The sequence below is a fragment of the Roseibium polysiphoniae genome (assembly GCF_014842925.1).
GTDB lineage: Bacteria > Pseudomonadota > Alphaproteobacteria > Rhizobiales > Stappiaceae > Roseibium > Roseibium polysiphoniae.
Genome location: NZ_JACYXJ010000003.1, coordinates 461,265 through 479,350, shown reverse-complemented (window position 1 = coordinate 479,350; position 18,086 = coordinate 461,265). Strand labels below are relative to the sequence as shown.

The 18,086-nt window shown below is 55.9% G+C and carries 20 protein-coding genes; 14 read left to right on the top strand and 6 right to left on the bottom strand.

All coding sequences use genetic code 11. From position 1 onward, the window contains the following. Positions 1 to 107: 107 nt before the first annotated feature. Genes IG617_RS09165 through IG617_RS09150 form a run of 4 tightly spaced genes read right to left on the bottom strand, consistent with a single transcriptional unit; the run spans position 108 to position 3,185 of the window. A complete protein-coding gene (locus tag IG617_RS09165) occupies positions 108 to 812 on the bottom strand; it encodes a MotE family protein (protein WP_192108914.1) in 705 nt (234 codons plus the stop codon). Then, positions 809 to 1,426: a DUF6468 domain-containing protein gene (locus IG617_RS09160; protein ID WP_192108913.1), complete on the bottom strand. Its 618-nt coding sequence runs from the start codon at positions 1,424 to 1,426 to the stop codon at positions 809 to 811. The genes IG617_RS09165 and IG617_RS09160 overlap by 4 nt, the downstream gene beginning before the upstream one ends. Further along, positions 1,423 to 2,652, bottom strand: a complete 1,230-nt coding sequence (gene fliM, locus IG617_RS09155; protein WP_153768415.1) for a flagellar motor switch protein FliM — start codon at positions 2,650 to 2,652, stop codon at positions 1,423 to 1,425. The genes IG617_RS09160 and fliM overlap by 4 nt, the downstream gene beginning before the upstream one ends. Before the next feature lie 23 nt (positions 2,653 to 2,675). Further along, a complete protein-coding gene (locus IG617_RS09150; protein WP_192108912.1) occupies positions 2,676 to 3,185 on the bottom strand; it encodes a flagellar basal body-associated FliL family protein in 510 nt (169 codons plus the stop codon). A gap of 280 nt (positions 3,186 to 3,465) precedes the next feature. Here IG617_RS09150 and flgF point away from each other — a divergent pair, with 280 nt between their 5' ends. The 4 genes from flgF to flgH are packed head-to-tail and all read left to right on the top strand — an operon-like array spanning position 3,466 to position 6,752. After that, positions 3,466 to 4,206, top strand: coding sequence for a flagellar basal-body rod protein FlgF (gene flgF, locus IG617_RS09145; protein ID WP_192108911.1), 741 nt, complete (start codon positions 3,466 to 3,468; stop codon positions 4,204 to 4,206). Between the two features lie 21 nt (positions 4,207 to 4,227). Continuing rightward, positions 4,228 to 5,010, top strand: coding sequence for a flagellar basal-body rod protein FlgG (gene flgG / locus IG617_RS09140; protein ID WP_192108910.1), 783 nt, complete (start codon positions 4,228 to 4,230; stop codon positions 5,008 to 5,010). A 12-nt stretch (positions 5,011 to 5,022) separates the two neighbouring features. After that, entirely contained in the window at positions 5,023 to 6,003 is a 981-nt protein-coding gene (gene flgA, locus IG617_RS09135) for a flagellar basal body P-ring formation chaperone FlgA (RefSeq protein WP_192108909.1), read from the top strand. Continuing rightward, the gene (gene flgH / locus IG617_RS09130; RefSeq protein WP_192108908.1) at positions 6,000 to 6,752 is read left to right on the top strand and encodes a flagellar basal body L-ring protein FlgH; all 753 of its coding nucleotides are present in this window, start codon (positions 6,000 to 6,002) and stop codon (positions 6,750 to 6,752) included. Before flgA ends, flgH begins: the two co-directional genes overlap by 4 nt. 237 nt (positions 6,753 to 6,989) lie before the next feature. Here flgH and dksA read toward each other — a convergent pair whose 3' ends face one another. Both dksA and IG617_RS09120 read right to left on the bottom strand, forming a co-directional pair. After that, complete coding sequence (gene dksA / locus IG617_RS09125; protein WP_192108907.1) at positions 6,990 to 7,406, bottom strand: RNA polymerase-binding protein DksA; 417 nt, start codon at positions 7,404 to 7,406, stop codon at positions 6,990 to 6,992. 164 nt (positions 7,407 to 7,570) lie between these two features. Next, on the bottom strand, positions 7,571 to 7,990 hold the full coding sequence (locus IG617_RS09120) for a flagellar assembly protein FliX (protein ID WP_192108906.1): 420 nt from the start codon (positions 7,988 to 7,990) through the stop codon (positions 7,571 to 7,573). A gap of 336 nt (positions 7,991 to 8,326) precedes the next feature. Here IG617_RS09120 and IG617_RS09115 point away from each other — a divergent pair, with 336 nt between their 5' ends. The 10 genes from IG617_RS09115 to flaF all read left to right on the top strand — a co-directional run bounded on the left by IG617_RS09115 (position 8,327) and on the right by flaF (position 18,050). After that, positions 8,327 to 9,397, top strand: coding sequence for a flagellar basal body P-ring protein FlgI (locus IG617_RS09115; protein ID WP_246541998.1), 1,071 nt, complete (start codon positions 8,327 to 8,329; stop codon positions 9,395 to 9,397). 2 nt (positions 9,398 to 9,399) lie between these two features. Next, the gene (locus tag IG617_RS09110; protein WP_192108904.1) at positions 9,400 to 9,711 is read left to right on the top strand and encodes a rod-binding protein; all 312 of its coding nucleotides are present in this window, start codon (positions 9,400 to 9,402) and stop codon (positions 9,709 to 9,711) included. After that, entirely contained in the window at positions 9,708 to 10,196 is a 489-nt protein-coding gene (locus tag IG617_RS09105) for a hypothetical protein (protein WP_209008367.1), read from the top strand. Before IG617_RS09110 ends, IG617_RS09105 begins: the two co-directional genes overlap by 4 nt. Before the next feature lie 289 nt (positions 10,197 to 10,485). Further along, positions 10,486 to 10,872: a hypothetical protein gene (locus IG617_RS09100; protein WP_192108903.1), complete on the top strand. Its 387-nt coding sequence runs from the start codon at positions 10,486 to 10,488 to the stop codon at positions 10,870 to 10,872. A gap of 341 nt (positions 10,873 to 11,213) precedes the next feature. After that, the gene (locus tag IG617_RS09095; protein WP_192108902.1) at positions 11,214 to 12,347 is read left to right on the top strand and encodes a flagellin; all 1,134 of its coding nucleotides are present in this window, start codon (positions 11,214 to 11,216) and stop codon (positions 12,345 to 12,347) included. A 189-nt stretch (positions 12,348 to 12,536) separates the two neighbouring features. Continuing rightward, a complete protein-coding gene (locus IG617_RS09090; protein WP_192108901.1) occupies positions 12,537 to 13,670 on the top strand; it encodes a flagellin in 1,134 nt (377 codons plus the stop codon). A gap of 237 nt (positions 13,671 to 13,907) precedes the next feature. Further along, positions 13,908 to 15,413, top strand: coding sequence for a flagellin N-terminal helical domain-containing protein (locus IG617_RS09085; RefSeq protein ID WP_192108900.1), 1,506 nt, complete (start codon positions 13,908 to 13,910; stop codon positions 15,411 to 15,413). A 287-nt stretch (positions 15,414 to 15,700) separates the two neighbouring features. Continuing rightward, positions 15,701 to 17,209 carry a flagellin N-terminal helical domain-containing protein gene (locus tag IG617_RS09080; protein ID WP_192108899.1) on the top strand — a complete coding sequence of 503 codons (1,509 nt, stop codon included), beginning with the start codon at positions 15,701 to 15,703 and terminating at the stop codon, positions 17,207 to 17,209. A 90-nt stretch (positions 17,210 to 17,299) separates the two neighbouring features. Further along, a complete protein-coding gene (gene flbT / locus IG617_RS09075; RefSeq protein WP_192108898.1) occupies positions 17,300 to 17,794 on the top strand; it encodes a flagellar biosynthesis repressor FlbT in 495 nt (164 codons plus the stop codon). After that, positions 17,676 to 18,050 carry a flagellar biosynthesis regulator FlaF gene (gene flaF / locus IG617_RS09070; RefSeq protein WP_192108897.1) on the top strand — a complete coding sequence of 125 codons (375 nt, stop codon included), beginning with the start codon at positions 17,676 to 17,678 and terminating at the stop codon, positions 18,048 to 18,050. Before flbT ends, flaF begins: the two co-directional genes overlap by 119 nt. The last annotated feature ends 36 nt before the right edge of the window (positions 18,051 to 18,086 follow it).

The following is an 18,086-nucleotide window of genomic DNA, read 5'->3' as shown; positions in this document are numbered from 1 at the left end:
AAGTGCTTCAGCACAATTTCGTCCTTTGGATGCCGCCTAACACTTTACCTTTAGTTATGCGGTCTTAACGCGTCCTTACACTGCCTGGTTAAATGCAGGCATATCGGTCAGTTTGAGCGGATTTTCGGCAGATCACCGGCAGCCTCCTGCTGAGTCGGCTGAGGATTGGAAGCACCGCTTGCAATGGCAACGGTCAGCTTCTCTGCCGCCTCAGGCGACATCTTGCTCAGGACATCGGCCATCTTCCGGGGTTTCATCTGCCGCACCACCTTGAGCAGGATCGGCAGGGAAAGGCGGTCAAAGATCCGAGCGGCGTCCTTGGGCTTCATGTTTTCATACATGGTGACAAGGCCTGCGATCTCGCTATCTTCCTGCTTGCGCTTCTCCTCAACAACACCCTCGATCCGCTGCTCAAGCTGCTTGAGCTCATCGACACGTTTCTGGATGCGTTCTTCAGTCGCCTGCAGGAGCTTCTCCCTCAGGTCAAGCTGCCCCTCCTGCTTCTCGAGCGTTTGCCGGCGTTTGCCGAGGCTTTCGAGGACGGCTCTTTCGGCAGCAGAGCCACCGATTTCCAGGGAGTCAGGCAGTGGCGGCGGTCCGTCCGTTGCCGGGCTTTCTTCTTCCGCGGGCTCAATCTCGCCCTCGGCTGCCGGCGGCATGCCTTCGCCAGCTGTCTCTGCGGGCGTTTCCTGCGCCACAGCAGATTTGATCGGGGCGACACCAACACCGCTGTCCATCACAAGCCCAAGCAGCTTCAGCGCCAAAAGGGCGCTGGCTGAAATGGCTAACAATGGCAGCAGGCGAAGGTTCATGCAGCTGCGCCTCCAGACCGCTTGCGGAACTGCTCCAGCCTGGCCGTTGCCTCGGCCGCCGCGCTTCTGATGTCATCCGTACGGCCCGACCGGCGCTGGGAACCGCCTGCGCCAGACTGCGCGGCCGGAGCTGCTGGCGGGTGCACCCCATATTGAGGCGGCGCCGGCGCGTAGGCCTGCTGAGGCTGCTGCGGAACATAGCCGCCTTGGGGATACGGAGCGGGGTCCGGATGCCCATAGCCTGCATGCGGGGCCTGATAAGCGTCTCGCTCGGCAGTGGCAGCCCGCGCAGCCTCGGCGATCTGGCTGATCCGCGTGAAGATCTTCTCCCCTTCGGCGACCTGACCAACCAGTGCAGCTGACATCTGCTCCGCCGCAACCAGGCGGCTCCCCAGGGTCTTGTCTGCTTCCGATGCCGTCGCCTTGAGGCCAAGGATCGCCCGCTCGGCAATCTCTGTTGCGGTCATCAGCTCGGAGATCGTCGCACGAAGAGTTTCCTCATCGGCTCGCAAGCGCTGCAGGCGGCGGTTCAAGGTGAAGCAATATCCGATCGTGACCAGCAGAAGAACGGCGACCAGACCTTCGATAATCATTCCGACGGGCAAAGGGCTCATTGTGCATCCATTTCGTTTTGCATGGCCCGCTCAAACGCAGCTAGGGTCATTTTCGGTTTTCGCAGGTTCTTGGCGACACGAATTGCGATCGAATCCTCGACCTTGCCGAGTGTGCCTTCGGTCAACGGGATGTTGCCACATTTTATCAAGACCGGATCCGACGGGTCGACGTCGAATATCAATGTTTGCCCAACATCCAGACTCAAAACCCGCCCAAGTGGCAGGTGAGTTTCGTAAAGCACCGCATCCACCTCCACTTCCGCAGCGTGAATTTCCGACGCCAGGTGACCTTCCCAGGTCGCATCACGGCCGAACTTCTCGCCCATGAACATCTGGAGCAGCAGATCGCGAATCGGCTCCAGTGTTGCATAGGGCATCATGATCTCGACGGTGCCGCCGCGATCTTCCATATCGATCCGCAGCTCTACGAGAATGGCCGCGTTTGCCGGACGAGAAATAGCCGCGAAACGCGGGTTCGTTTCCAGTCGCTCCAGATTGAAATGCACCGGGCTCAAAGGTGCGAAGGCCTGCTCCGCATCCTGCAGGATCAGCGACACCATCTGCTGCACCAACCCGGTTTCAATCGTCGTATAGGGCCGGCCCTCGACACGCACAGCCGTGGTTCCACGCCCACCACCCAAAAGCACGTCGATGATCGAGTAGATTAGGCTCGATTCAACTGTGATCAGGCCAAATCCATCCCATTCTTCCGCCTTGAAGACACCCAGAATGGCAGGCAGAGGAATGGAGTTGAGGTAGTCACCAAACCGGACCGAACTGATGGAATCCAGCGAAACTTCAACGTTGTCGGAGGTGAAATTGCGCAAGGATGTGGTCGTCAGACGAACGAGCCTGTCGAAGACGATTTCCAGCATCGGCAGGCGTTCGTAGGACACCATTGCCGAGTTGATAAGTGCGCGAATTCCGCTCTGGTCGCCTGCAATCGTGTCGTCGATGTTGAAGCCGAGGAGGTTATCGATTTCCTCCTGGTTCAGAACACGGTCGGCGCCCCGGGTGGCGTTTTCAAGATCAGGCTCGCTGTCATCGATCATCGCAGCCCATTGGGCCGCCATGTCATCCGAAGTACCGGCGCCCTGCTCTTCAAGCGCAGCACCCCACGCCGCCGCAAGGTCATCACCCTCGTCGTCGCCCGCACCTTGCTCTGCCAGGGCAGCGCCCCAGGCATCGGCCATATCTTCTTCGGTTAGATCGTCGTCGTCAGCCATTTCGCACCATCAGGAGCCTGCACTTACTGAACGAGAATTTCCTTGAACAGGACACCCTCGACCCGTGCTGGGTAGACAGAAAGATTGATGCGTCTGAGCAATTCTTCCTTCAGACGAAACAGACCAGCAGACCCTTCTAGGTCCGCGGGGCGAAGCTCTCGCAGATAGATCTGGAAAGCATCAAGAATACGCGGCAGGTAGGGTGAGATCTGATCGACCATCCCCCGATCCTGAACCTCGAGCGCGATGCGCACCTTCAGGTAGGTGGTGCGTCCGTCGGTCGCCAAATTCACGGTCATTTCCGGCAGATCGTAAAACACCACCGGCTTCTGCTCTTCCACGACAGGCTGTTCGCCATCCACGGTCGGAGCCGGAGCGTCGCCGCCCGCGAGAAAGAAATAGGCGCCAGCACCGGCCCCTATGAGAACAACGGCGCCGATGCCTCCAAAGAGGATCAGCTTCTTCTTGCCGCCCCCACCTTCGGCTTCGCCGTCTGTTTCGTCGTCGGCAGCACCAGCATCTTCGTCCGCCATCAAGCACTCCGATTTGCCTGCAACGCTTCACGCGCGCTTATTGTTTCTAAAGCCCTTAATGGTTAACGAATGGTTACCAAATCGTTAACAAGCCTAACCCGGCAGAAATTACCAAGTGGTTAATATCTGCCGGAAACTCTTGCCGGATGCACTTGGCAAATTTCCCTTTTACCCAGTTTTTTCAATGATTTATTTTCTGGCACGGCATGTGCAATTAGGGTCCCGAGCCAGCGGTCTGGGGAGATTGTCGGCTCATCGGGGAGCAAAGGGATTTGTTAATATGGAGAATGCACAGCTCATAACCTTGTCGCGTCAGATGTCCCTGAGGAATCAGATGGACCTCGTCGCCAACAACATGGCGAACCTGACGACAACGGGCTATAAGACCCAGCGCATGGTCTTTGAGGAAGTCTTGATGCCCCTGGCAGAGGCGACCGAGTTCATGCAGGGCGACAAGAATCTGTCCTATGTGCAGGACTACGGTGCAGGCCTCAATCTTCTTCAGGGAAGTGTCCGGCTGACTGGAAACGATTTCGACGTAGCGATCGACGGCGATGGCTGGTTCGCGGTGCAAAATGAAGATGGCACCGAAGCCTACACGCGCAACGGTGCATTTCATATCGCACCGACCGGCCAGATGACGACCGCGGACGGCAGACCGGTGCTGACAGACGGCGGCCCAATCAGCTTCACCACTGAAGACGGCAAGGTCGATATTGCCGAAGACGGCACGATCGTCTCCGAACTGGGAATTCGCGGCAATCTTCGGGTTGTCGACTTCGATAACCCGGAAGACCTCAAGGCACTCGGCGAAAACCTCTACACGCATGAGGAACCGCTCCCGGCAGAAAACCCGAGGGTTCTTCAGGGCGCGCTTGAGCAATCGAACGTGCGCGGCGTGATCGAGATCGCCCACATGGTTCGCATCACCCGCGCCTATGAGACCGTTTCCAAACTGATGGCAGACACGGATGACCTGCGCAAACAGGCCATCCAGACACTTGGCCGACTTGAAGCCTGATCGCACCGAAGGACACGATAAATGAAAGCACTCCATATCGCTGCGACCGGCATGAAAGCCCAGGAGCTGAATGTCGAGGTCATCTCGAACAACGTCGCCAACATGCGCACGACCGGCTACAAGAAGCAGCGCGCCGACTTCCAGGATCTTCTCTATCAAAACCTGCGCCGCATGGGCGCTGAGACCTCAACCACGGGTACCATCGTCCCGACCGGTGTCCAGATCGGCTCTGGCGTAAAGACCGCCGCAACTGCGCGGATCATGACCCAGGGCACGCTGGAGGCGACTGGCAAGGAGCTTGATGTCGCAATCCGTGGCGAAGGCTTCTTCCAGATCCAGCTCCCCGACGGCAACACCGGCTACACCCGTGACGGGTCGTTCGAGCGCGACGCCAACGGCACCATCGTGACCATTGATGGCTACACCGTGGATCCCGGCATCGACATTCCGGAAGACTCACGAGACATCACCATCTCGTCTGACGGAACGGTTCAGGTGATCGACGGCAACGGCGCGACCAACAATCTCGGCCAGATCCAGCTTGCCCGCTTCGTCAACAAATCGGGCCTCGAAGCCATCGGTGACAACCTTTATCTCGAGACGGACGCCAGTGGTGCGCCCCAGATCGACAGTCCCGGCACGGACGGTTATGGCGACCTTCAGCAGAGCTACCTGGAAATGGCGAATGTGGACGCTGTTACCGAGATTGCCGACCTGATTTCCGCCCAGCGCGCCTACGAGATGAACTCAAGGATCATCCAGGCCGCTGACGAAATGTACTCCACCACAACCAACATCCGGTAAGGAGACAGCGTCATGAAACGCCTTCTAGTCCTTGTCGGACTTGCAATTGCCGCATTGGCAACGCCTGCCTTTGCCCAGAGCGAGCTTCGACCGGTCCTCCGGTCCGAGATCTCAACACTCGATCAGATTGTCACCGTTGGCGACTTCTACACCTCTGCCGGCGAGTTCGCACAGGTTCCCCTGTTCAGGTCTCCGGATCTTGGAACATCAGGCAATGTCCCGGCAGAAACCGTTGCGCGCCGCGCACGTGCTGCTGGCCTGATCACCGCTGGCACTGACGGTTTGAATGAAGTCGTGGTTCACCGACGTGCTGACGTCTATGACCTCGAACGCCTCAAGGATCTGGCGAGCAAAACACTTGCCGGGCGGGATGCGAGCCTTGCGCCCCGAGATCTTGAGATCACCTTCTACCGCGCGCCCTCCCAGATACATGCAAACCCTTCCTCGCAGGAACCTGTTGTGGTTGACCGCGTTCTCTGGTCCCGCACCGACGGACGGTTCACGCTCTATCTCAGCGTCGATGGCGCAAGGGGAAGGTCCAGTGTTCAGCTGACCGGCTTTGCCCGCGAGATGATGGACGTTGTTGCTCTTGCACGCCCCCTGAACCGTGGCGGCATTCTGAAAGCCGGTGATCTCACCACAGTTCGCCTTCCACGCCTGCAGGTACCCTCAAACGCGTTGGTCTCGAGCGAAGACATTGCGGGCCTCGCTGCTCGCAGCAACCTGCGCGCTAACAGCCCGTTGACCCGGAACGACTTTGAACGGCCGGTTATCATCGCCAGAGGCGAAAAGGTCACCGTCAACTTCGAAATCCCGGGCATGAAGCTGACAACCCGCGGCCAGGCAATCGACAGCGGCGCCAAGGGTGACGTGATCGACATCATGAACCTGGACTCCCGGCGGATTATCCCGGCCATCGTCACCTCTCGCGGACACGTGCGCATCGCTCGGTCCAATCCGGTCGTCGCCAGCCTCAATGGGGGCAATCAATGAGCACTCTGAAGTCCGCAAAGTTTCTTCTTCTCGGCGTGGCCGTGGCAAGTCTCGCCGCTGGCTGTGGCGCACCTGACCGCCTGGCCCAGGTCGGACAGCAACCAGCCTTGAATGCCATCCAGGATCCGACAACAACTGCAGGCTACCGCCCCGTTCAGATGCCGATGCCCGAACCGCAGAAGGCGCATTACAACGCCAACTCGCTCTGGCGGTCGGGCAACAGGGCCTTCTTTGAGGACCAGCGTGCCAAGCAGATCGGTGACATTCTAACCGTTGTCGTAACCATCTCCGACAAGGCGGAATTCGACAACACCACCGAAAGATCCCGATCGGACAGCAGCTCCAACGGTGTCGGCGGCGCGTTGGGCACCGCGATCGATACAATCTTCATGCCTTCCGGCGTTGCCGCCAGTGACATCGCGTCCGTCGACAGCAGCTCAAACTTCTCCGGTGAAGGCAGCGTCGACAGGGAAGAAACCCTGGAGACAAGCGTTGCTGCCGTTGTTCTGCAGGTCCTTCCCAACGGCAATCTCGTGATCGAAGGGCGCCAGGAAGTGCGTGTCAACTTCGAGGTTCGCGAACTGGTCGTCGCCGGCATCGTCCGTCCAGAAGACATCAGCTCAGAGAACACGATCGTCAGCGAGAAGATTGCCGAGGCACGCATTGGCTATGGCGGACGTGGCCAGATCACCGATGTCCAGCAACCACGTTACGGCAGCCAGGTTCTCGACATCATGCTCCCCTTCTGATGCGCGGTTAAGAAGCGCAATCAGTCAAGCTCCCCCGGCGATCGATCAAGGCGTTCTAGAAGCCTCGTTCGATCGCTGACAACGGGCACGGTATCTCGCTCCCCGAGTGCCGTGCCCGTTTTCATTTTCAGAGCACGACCCAAGGGTGGCTGCAGAAGCCGCCTATGCCACAGACACAAAAAAGCCCTCCCGAAATTCGGGAGGGCCTTTTTTCAAGTCAAAGCCGTGCCGCCAGGCTCAGTCGTCGCGATAGACTTTCTCGCGGCGCTCATGCGCTTCCTGAGCTTCAATCGACAGCGTCGCAATCGGGCGCGCTTCAAGACGCCGAAGAGCAATAGGCTCTCCAGTCTCTTCGCAGTAGCCATAGCTACCGTCCGAGATCCGCTCTAGCGCGGAATCAATCTTGGAAATCAGCTTGCGCTGCCGGTCACGCGCGCGCAGCTCGATTGACCGATCCGTCTCTGAGGAAGCACGGTCGGCGAAGTCAGGATGATTCTGACTCTCTTCCTGCAGGATCACAAGGGTCTCCTTGCTCTCCCTCAGAATGTCGTCTTTCCAGGCAAGCAGCTTGTTCTTGAAGTACTCACGCTGCCTGTCATTCATAAACGGCTCGTCTTCGGTGGGTCGATATTCAGACTCAAGTTCAACCGTCATCGATAGCTCCGGATTCCCGTTAGGCCGCGGGCAATATATCTCCGCGACCTCGAACCGACAACGGTCGTTTTGTTAAAAATGATGTTACAAAAAACATAGTTAATTCAAATGCTTGTGTTTTCAGGCGGATTTCGGGAGCCCTGCCGCTGCTGCAAGAGCACTTGCTAGTCCGTGAATCGACCGAGTTTCGCGAGCTCGACTTTGACACGCAATTCGATCTCGCGAAGCACCGAATCCACTTCCTCGTCGCCGCTATCAACCTGGTTGCCAACTTCATGAGCCAGGGCTTCCAGCCGATCTTCCGAAACCAGACCGCCAAGCAGATCGGCCCTTATGGACTCAAGGCCATCCAGAAGCGAATGACCATGACGGGCAGCCTTGCGCCGGCGTTCAGGATCTTCCCCAACCTCCTGAAGCGCCAGAAGCGCATCCATGCCCTGAACCCCCATCGCGCTGGTCGTCGCCGCGGTCGGGCTGCTTTCATCACCCATCTCTGGCGTGAAAGCATCGCCAGCGGCCCCGCTGCGCTTTTTCGCCCCGCGCCCCTGCACGCCAGAGACAGGTTTTTGTCCGGTAATTCGCATGGTGTGTCCGCTCCGTTAGCACCGGCCTCATTGCCGAGTGCCCACCGCCGAGTGTCAGAATCTTCCCTGAAGGGTAAATGAATCCGAGTGCAGTCGGCAATATTTGCCGCTCACTTCGCACCGTTCATTTTCCTCAACTCGGGCAGAAAGCGGGAAAATCGCAAAAACGCTGAAGATTTCCCTCATTTCGACTGCCTGACCGAGTTTGGCACATCTCTCGCATTATGAGAGCCAGAAAACATCGGCAGCATGTTGCCGGCTCCGCAAACGCCCTGGACATAGGTAGATCGCATGACCAATGGCATTTTCTTCAGGTTCTTCGCTGTCGTGCTCTGCATGACGCTCCTGACGACTGCTGCCCTGTCCGCGTCACGCATCAAGGACATTGCAGACTTCGAGGGAATTCGTGAAAACCAGTTGATCGGATACGGCCTCGTTGTTGGCTTGAACGGAACCGGTGACGGGCTCAGAAACGCTCCCTTCACCAAACAAAGTCTGCAGGCAATGTTGGAGCGGCTCGGCGTCAACACCCGTGACGTGGATCTGAACACCAATACTGTTGCCGCTGTGATGGTGACGGCAAATCTGCCGCCCTTCTCAACTCAGGGAACACGCATTGACGTTTCTGTCAGCGCACTCGGCAACGCCGCTTCGCTGCAGGGTGGAACCTTGTTGGTTACGCCGCTCGTGGGCGCAGACGGTGAAGTCTATGCAATCGCCCAGGGCTCAGTTGCCATCGGCGGGTTTTCCGCTCAGGCCGATGCAGCCTCCGTGGTCCGCGGCGTTCCCACCGCCGGACGCATCTCCAACGGCGGCCTCGTCGAGCGTGAAGTCGAATTCAAACTTGCATCTTTGACGACACTGCGCCTGGCCCTGCGGAATCCGGACCTCACGACGTCTCGCCGCATCGCGCTTTCGATCAACGAATTGATCGGCATGCCGACGGCCGAACCTCTCGATCCGGGCACGGTGCGCATCGACCTGCCCCGGGAATATGATGGCAATATCGTTGATCTGCTGACCGACATCGAGCAGCTCATCGTGGAACCAGATCTCGCAGCGCGGGTCGTGATTGATGAAAACTCTGGCATCATCGTCATGGGCCAGGACGTCAAAGTCTCCATGGTCGCTGTCGCTCAGGGCAATCTCACGGTCACAATCGCCGAGACACCTGAAGTCTCGCAGCCTTTGCCCTTCGCCAACGGCCAGACCACGATCGTTCCCCGCTCAGAAATCTTCGTCAACGACGATCCCGACGCCAAACTCGCGATCGTCCCCGAAGCGGTAACGCTTAAGCAACTTGTCGACGGCTTGAATGCTCTTGGTATCGGCCCGCGCGACATGATCTCAATCCTTCAGGCAATCAAGGCATCTGGTGCCCTGCAGGCCGAAATCGAGGTGCTTTGATAATGTTCAACCCCGCTCAATCCGTCTCTGCACAGTCCAATCCGATTGATGCGCTCGCCGGCGTGGACAGGTCGAACAAGACCGCCGTCCGCGACGCCTCCGAGAAATATGAATCCGTCTTCCTGAAGAACATGCTTGAAGCCATGTTCACCGGCCTTGAAGAAGGCGGGACCTGGGGAAGCGGCAACGGCGCCGAAGCTTGGCGCGGAATGATGATCGACGAATACGCAAAATCCGTCTCGGACGCCGGCGGCATTGGCCTTGCCGACACCATCGAACGGCAACTGTTGGAACTCCAGGAGAACTCGCAATGACCGTTCATACGGAAACCCAGAATATGCCGTTCTCGCTTGAGCGTCCGACCAGCCCAGCAGAAGCGAACCATTTTTGCTCCACGTTGAGCAGCACCATGGAAACGCTGCTGGCTCTGATTGAAAACGAGACCGATCTGGTCAGAGGCGGGAAGCTGAAGGAAGCAGGCACGTTGCAGCCTGAAAAAGCCCGACTGATCCACGAATACACGCGCGGCATGATGTGCGCCAAGGAACACGCCGTTGCGCTTGGCAACATGGCTCCGGCCGCGGCGCAGAACCTCAAGCGGCAACACGCGGAATTCCAGCCAGTGCTCAGAATAAACCTTGCCGTCCTGTCGACTGCGCGCGAGGTCGCGAGCAGCGTTGTCTCGAGCGTGGCAAAGGCCGTCGGCGCGCAGCAGAGAAGCACGACCTATGGACCTGGCGGCGGGTCTGCCTCCGGACCAAGGGCAGCAAGCGGCATCGCGGTCAACCAGTCGCTTTGAGGCTCAGGGGGCGAAAGTCCCCTCTCAATCGCATCTAAGCCAAAGCTTACAGCGATGGCTTCGAAACCGTGGCGTCAAGCTGCGGATTTTCGCCAAAGTTGCCGCAAGGGCATTTTTGAAGTACCATTTGCGAGATTAGCTTCTTGCGCATGCCGTTGATCTAAAAAACGAATCAACCAGATTCGCACTTCGATAAAATTATAACTGTTCCGTTAACGTCGGATTCATTCCCTTACGTTATCCTCATTTTTCATCGGGTATTGTTTTTCGTAACCCGGAGGGAAAGACGATGGAATCGGCACTCGTCCGGCCACCCTTGCCGTCTTATACGGCGATCACGCCGGAAGCACGCGCTCCAGAGCGCATTGAACCTGCAGCAAAGACTGAACTGCCCGCAGGCAGCACAGTGAACCCATCTGCGGAAGCAGATCAGGGACGTCGCGCGTCTGACAATCAGCGCTCGCAAGAACCTCTTGCTCAAAACCAGCAGATCGATCGACGAAATTTTCGAGATCCTGAGAGCGATAGCCTGATCTACATCGCGACCGATAGCGATACGGGCGAAGTGGTCCAGCAGGTCCCCAGCGAAACTCTGCGCCGCCTTCGCGCCTATGCAAAGACGATTTCCGACCAAGCCAACGAGGCTCGATCGGAGAACATCGTCAAGACGGCCTGAGCATTCAGCTTAAAGCTATTTGCGCGCCCTCACCCCACAAACGGCGCTGAGGGCCATCCAACATATGACTGCCGGCACGACACAACCGCCACGCTTTGCGTGAGCGGTTTTTCGCGCTTCAACTCAGCCAGCACCCATGGTAAACAAAAGTAAAAAAATATATTAAAAAAATATATATAGATCACAAAAATAATTAACCACACTTATTAACTCTAAAACTTCAGATATATTTAAACTTAAAATCCAGTAACCTTGTTAATTAGGATTCGATACAATTTTCATAGGCAGAGTTCGCTTGTCGTTCAGGAAGAATGACTAGGGAAAACAGAAGGAACTCTGTAATGGGTGGCATTACTCTTTCAAGCGCAGTGCGCAACAACTTGAACTCTCTTCAGGCGACCTCGCAGCTGATGAGCGGCGTCCAGGAAAAACTGTCGACAGGCAAGAAGGTCAATTCGGCCCTCGACAACCCGAACTCTTTCTTCACTGCAAAGGGCCTGGAAAACCGGGCAAGCGATCTGTCCACCCTGCTCGACGACATGGGGCAGTCGGTTCAGACGCTTAAAGCAGCGGACAAGGGGATTGAGGCAATCTCTGATCTGGTTGACTCCGCAAAAGCGAAGGCAAACCAGGCCCAGCAAACTTCCAGCCAGTCCGAACGTGCTCAGTACGCAGAAGAGTACAATGAGCTGATGACCCAGATTGAGGACATCGCGAAGGACAGTGGCTACGGTGGCAAGAACCTCCTTGGCGGCACCGGTAACGACCTCTCGGTGACCTTCAACGAAGACGGCTCTTCTAGCCTGAGCATTTCCTCGGTCGACTATACAGACACGTCTTCCTCGACAGGTCTGAACCTCTCCGACTTGACTGTTGCAACTGAAGGCACGACGACTGCTACAGTCGGTTCTGCTGGTGCAACCACGACCTCTCTATTGACAGATTCTGCATCCATCGCAGAAGGCGACGTCATCACGCTGACTGACGTCAATGGTGCGGAAGTCGGCTCGCTCACCGTCGAGGCAGACACGACCATTGGTGATCTGGAAGACCTCTATGATGGTATCGATGGTGTAAGCACGGCCTACGCCGCCGGAGTGGTCACAGTCACTTCCGATTTCGTGCTGAGCTCGGATTCGTCAGGGTCCCTGACCGTGGCCGACACAGACGGCGACGATTCAGGCTTCGCCAGCGACAGCGATATCGATGCAGCGCTGTCCAGCTTGAAGAGCGCACAAGACACGCTTCGCTCGCAGGCATCCACCTTCGGTACAAACCTGTCGATCGTGGAAGGTCGCCAGGACTTCACCAATGCGATCATCAACACATTGGAAGAAGGCGCCGGCAAACTGACGCTGGCAGACACCAACGAGGAAGGCGCGAACCTGCTGGCTCTGCAGACACAGCAGTCTCTGGCTTCTACCTCGCTCTCGCTGGCGGCTCAGGCTGACCAAAACGTACTGCGCCTCTTCTAAGATACGCAAACCTCAACAACTTAAACGGTGCGCTCTTGCGGCGCGCCGTTTTTCTTAAAAGAAACAATCTATTAAGGTTAACTTCCACTAACCATACTTCTTTACAAACCGTTACCACCCGAACGCCATTGTCAGCCTGTCGGACCCAGGAAGGGTCCTGTTTTGAGTAATCCTAGAAAGGATCTAGAAATGGCTGACATTACACTTTCCAGCGCCGTGCGTTCCAATCTGAACGCACTGCAGGCGACCTCTCAACTGATGAGCGGCGTTCAGGAAAAATTGTCGACAGGCAAGAGCGTAAACTCCGCCCTCGACAATCCGAACTCTTTCTTCACCGCAAAGGGTTTGGAAAACCGCGCAAGCGATCTGTCTTCCCTGCTGGATGACATGGGCCAGTCGGTTCAGACCCTGCAGGCGGCTGACAAGGGAATTGAGGCAATCTCAGACCTCGTCGATGCGGCCAAGGCAAAAGCCAACCAGGCTTCCCAGACGTCCAGCCAATCCGAACGCGCTCAATACGCAGAAGAGTACAACGAACTCCTTACGCAGATTGAGGACATCGCAAAGGACAGCGGCTACAAGGGCAAGAACCTCCTGGGTGGCACGGGTAACGACCTCTCGGTGACCTTCAACGAAGACGGTTCTTCCAGTCTGTCAATTTCAGCGGTCGACTACACCGACTCGTCGTCATCCACTGGTCTTGCTCTGTCAGACTTGACTGAAGCCACTGAAGGCACGACGACTGCTACAGTCGGTTCTGCTGGTGCAACCACGACCTCTCTATTGACAGATTCTGCATCCATTGCAGAAGGTGACGTCATCTCGTTGACCGACGTCAACGGTACAGAAGTCGGATCCATCACAGTTGAAGCTGACACGACCATTGGTGATCTGGAAGACCTCTATGATGGTATCGATGGTGTAAGCACGGCCTACGCCGCCGGAGTTATCACAGTCACTTCCGACTTCGTGCTGAGCTCGGATTCGAGCGGTAGCTTGACCGTCGCCGACACAGACGGCGACGATTCAGGCTTCGCCAGCGACAGCGATATCGATGCAGCGTTGTCCAGCTTGAAGAGCGCACAAGACACACTTCGTGCGCAGGCCTCCACATTCGGTACCAACCTGTCCATCGTGGAAAGCCGTCAGAGCTTCACCAACGACATCATCAACACGTTGGAAGAAGGTGCCGGCATGCTGACGCTCGCTGACACCAATGAGGAAGGCGCGAACCTGCTGGCTCTGCAGACCCAGCAGTCTCTGGCCTCAACCTCGCTTTCTCTGGCATCCCAGGCGGATCAGAACGTTCTGCGTCTCTTCTAAGAAACGCAGATACCGACACCATGAACGGCGGGCCCCAGCGGCCTGCCGTTTTTTTGTGCCATGGCGACAGCATCCCTCCCCTTCCCCCACAAAAGTCATCTTATTCAATGCGTTAACCAGTCATTAACCCTAAAAGTGCGACTGATTAACCATTGATTAGGGTTAACAGAAGATGATCCTAATCAAGCTGCTCAGGACGAGCGGATCAAATTTTGGGACCCAGGAAAGGGAACACAAGTGGATAGCATCACCCTCTCCGCCGGAGTGCGGCAGAACCTCCTCACACTTCAGTCAACCGCGGATATGATGTCCGGCGTCCAGAACAAACTGGCGACCGGTCTGAAGGTGAACTCAGCGCTCGACAATCCGAATTCCTTCTTCACGGCATCTGGACTTGATTCCCGTGCGAGTGACCTCAACAATCTTCTGGAAGACATGGGTCAGTCGCTGCAGACGATCAAAGCAGCCGATGAAGGTATTCAGACCATCACCGATCTGGTCGAGTCTGCAAAGGCGAAGGCCAATCAGGCGCTCCAGACACAGAGCCAGTACGAACGCGCAAAGTTTGCAGCGCAGTACAACAATCTGCTCGAGCAGATTGAAGACGTTGCCAAGGATTCTTCCTATAAGGGCAAGAACCTTCTTGCTGGCGACGGAAACGATCTCACAACAATCTTCAACGAAGATGCCACTTCCAAATTGAAGATCGGCGCTGTTGATTACACAGACGCAGCCTTGTCAACCGGGCTCAACCTGTCTGACCTTGTCGAAGGTCAAGGCGGCGCAACATCCTTCCAACTCGAAGGTGGTGAAGCCACATTTGTTCTGACTGACGGCACAACAACCCTTAACTCAAGCTCTCTTCTGAGCGACTCTACAGCCTTCAATGTCGGCAACAACATAAGCCTCCACGATGGAACGACGGCATCAGCGCAAATTGCAGGATCTACGGTAACCGTAGCCTCGGATACGACGGTTCAGGACCTCATAAACCAAATTGAGGATACCGCCGGCGTGAGCGCCGAATTTGATGAAGCAACCGGCACCTTGACAATCGTCTCAAACGACGACCTGAGCTTGCGTAATGACGGCGCCGGCACCGGCTCCGGTACAGCAACCCTATCAACGCTCGCTGCAACCAAATTTACGGCATTGACGACTAACTTGTCGGATTCAGGCTCCTATAAGGTTGGTGACACCATCACCCTGACTGACGGCAACAACTTCGAACTGGGCTCTCTTGAAGTTGAAGAAGACACAACCATCGATGATCTGACAACTTTCATCGATGATTTCGCTGGTGTAAGCGCCTCCTTCAACACGACCACAGGTAAACTGGCTCTGGAGAGCGAGACCGACTTGTATCTCACCAGTGACAATGCCGACTTCAATGCATCGGCGTTTACTGCAGATGCCGATGGGGTCACGATAGCAGCTCTAACTGATAGCGGGTTCGCAACTGACAACGACATCAATCGCGTCGTCGACAAGTTGAACAATGCTCTCGAAAACCTGCGGGCTCAGGCATCCGAGTTTGGTACCAATCTCTCGACCGTGGAAATTCGGCAGGATTATACCAAGTCGATGGTCAACACGCTCGTTGAAGGTGCAGGATTGCTGACTCTGGCTGATACCAACGAAGAAGGCGCGAACCTTCTGGCTCTTCAGACACGCCAGCAGCTCGCATCAACGTCCCTCTCCTTCGCTTCTCAGGCGGATCAGACGGTACTATCCCTCTTCTAAGAAGAATCAGTCGAACGCACGACTCACCGGCTGACACTCAGGAACGGCGGGGCTTTGCCTCGCCGTTTTCGGCGTTTTTCGCTCCAACGCCCAAATTACCTTCAAATTTTTCCCTTTATTTCCAGATAGTTAAAAGAAAGTTTTTGGTAACTCTTCCTACCAAACCATTAACAGGTGCACTGGCGGTTAACTTTCCATTTACACTTCGCTCCAATCACCTTCAGCCGAAGGTATTGGAAACGTAAGCCTTTCGATTAAGGCGCCTGTAAATGATGTGGTGACCCCAGATGAGCGATATTGTCCTTTCTAGTGCCGTTCGGGAAAACTTGCTCTCCTTGAAAAGCACGGCCAAGCTTCAGTCGACGACCCAAAACCGGCTGGCAACCGGCCTCAAGGTCAACTCGGCCCTGGACAATCCGAATTCATTTTTTACGGCAGCTGGCCTGAATGATCGCGCAAGCGATCTGGCAAACTTGCTCGACAACATGGGACAGGCGGTTCAGACGATCCGCGCCGCAGACGACGGCCTCACCGGCATCACCCGGCTGGTCGAGTCTGCAAAGGCCATCGCCAACCAGGCGCTTCAGACCCAAAGCGAATACCAGCGCAAGACCTACACCGAGCAATACAATGACATTCTCGAGCAAATCGAGGATCTCGCACGGGATTCCGACTATAAGGGCAAGAACCTTCTCGCTGGTCTTGGCAATGAACTCCAGGTGATCTTCAACGAAGACAGCACCTCGAACCTCACGGTTGATCCGGTAGATTTCACCGACACCACGCTTTCGACGGGCCTTGCGCTTTCAGATCTTGAAAACGGTGCTGGCGCAACTTCGTCGTTTACGGTTGCAAGTGGGTCAACTACCCTTGATCTATCTACACTGCAGGCTTCTTCCAATCTCTCCGATCTCCCGGACTGGGAAAACGGCGATATTGTAACTGTTTCAGACGGTGTAAACCCGCCCACAACATTCACAGTTGGAACCGGCGCCGGCCAGATTGAGACAGTCCAAGATTACGTCAATGCTCTCAATGACGTGCAAGGCATCAAGGCCTCTTTTGACGAAACAGACGACGAAATTACGATAACTTCCGGCCTCAATCCGGCCTATACACTTTCGATATCGAAAGACACTTCAGGCGGCGGCACAGCGACAAACGGTGGCATCGGCGCGGGATCAACCACGCTCGCGACCTCGGTCATGACAGCTGCCGCAACCTTGACCTCTTCCGGCGGATTTGAAGTTGATGACGTCCTCTACATCACCGACGGCAATGGCTTCGAAGCCGCCTCGATCGAGATCGATGACGACACGACCGTCAGCGATCTTGTCAGCCTGATCAAATCGATCAAGGGTCTCGATGCGAATTTTGCATCTGGCAGCATTTCCATGGTCGGCGATGTTTCCTGGGCAATTACCAGCAGCAACGATGACTTCAACATTGATGACTTCGCGACGACGGACGGCACCGTAAACCTGACAGCCACCGACTCCGGCTTCAAAGACGACACCGATATCGAGCGTGTTCTTCAGGCGATCAACTCGGCACTAGATGAATTACGCTCTGCGGCTGGCGAACTAGGTACGAGCCTGTCGACCGTCGAGATCAGAACGAGTTTCACCGAAGAGCTTATCAACACGCTTGAGGTCGGCGCTGGCGCACTGACAATTGCTGACATGAACGAGGAAGGCGCGAACATGCTTGCTCTTCAGACACGTCAACAGCTGTCTTCGACCGCCCTGTCTCTCGCCAACCAGGCCGAGCAGAGCGTGCTTAGCCTCTTCGGTTAAAAACAGCAGAAAATACGTTAAGGTTTCTGGTTTGCGCGTTAACTGTTGCGCAATATTGCTGCCGGATACTTTGCAGGTGGAGGTCAAGGAATGGCGCTCAAGGTCGAGCTTAAACCGGGTGAGCGGATAATCATCGGTGATTCAATCATCACCAATGACAATCAAAGAACCCGACTGTTTATAGAAGGCCAGGCGCCAATCCTGCGAGAGAAAGACATTCTCACGCCGGCCACCGCGGATACACCTGCCAAACGCGTCTACCTGGCCGTTCAACTGATGTATCTTTCAAGTGAAGTAGACAGAATTCAGGATAATTACTTCACTCTTGTAAATGATATCGTAAAGGCCGCGCCGAGTACAATCCCATATGTCACACGGATTAGTAACTCGATAATAACCGGTGCCTTTTATAAAGCCCTGAAAGAAGCACGTAAGCTTATCGAGTACGAGAGGACGCTGATCGGCCATGTACAAACAGGCAGCGCAGGCTTACCAGAAGACGAGTCAGGTGGCGGTGTCACCGAGGGAACTGGAAGCAACCCTTCTGATGAAGGCGGCAGCGCGACTTCAGTTGATCAAGGATGAATGGGAAGAAAGCTCCTTCGCCGAAAAGGACGAGGCGCTTGCGTATAACCGGAAGCTATGGACGATCCTGGCAACTTCAGCCACGAGTGCCGAAAGCCAGCTTCCCCAAGACATCAAGAACAATTTGGCGTCTCTTGGCGTGTTTGTCTTCAAACACACAATGGCGATCATGATTGACCCCGTTCCGGAAAAACTGGCGACACTGATTTCCATAAACCGCAACATTGCGGAAGGTCTTCGGGCGCAAGCCGAGTAAGAACGCAGAGCTTAGATCAAAACAAAAGACCGGCAT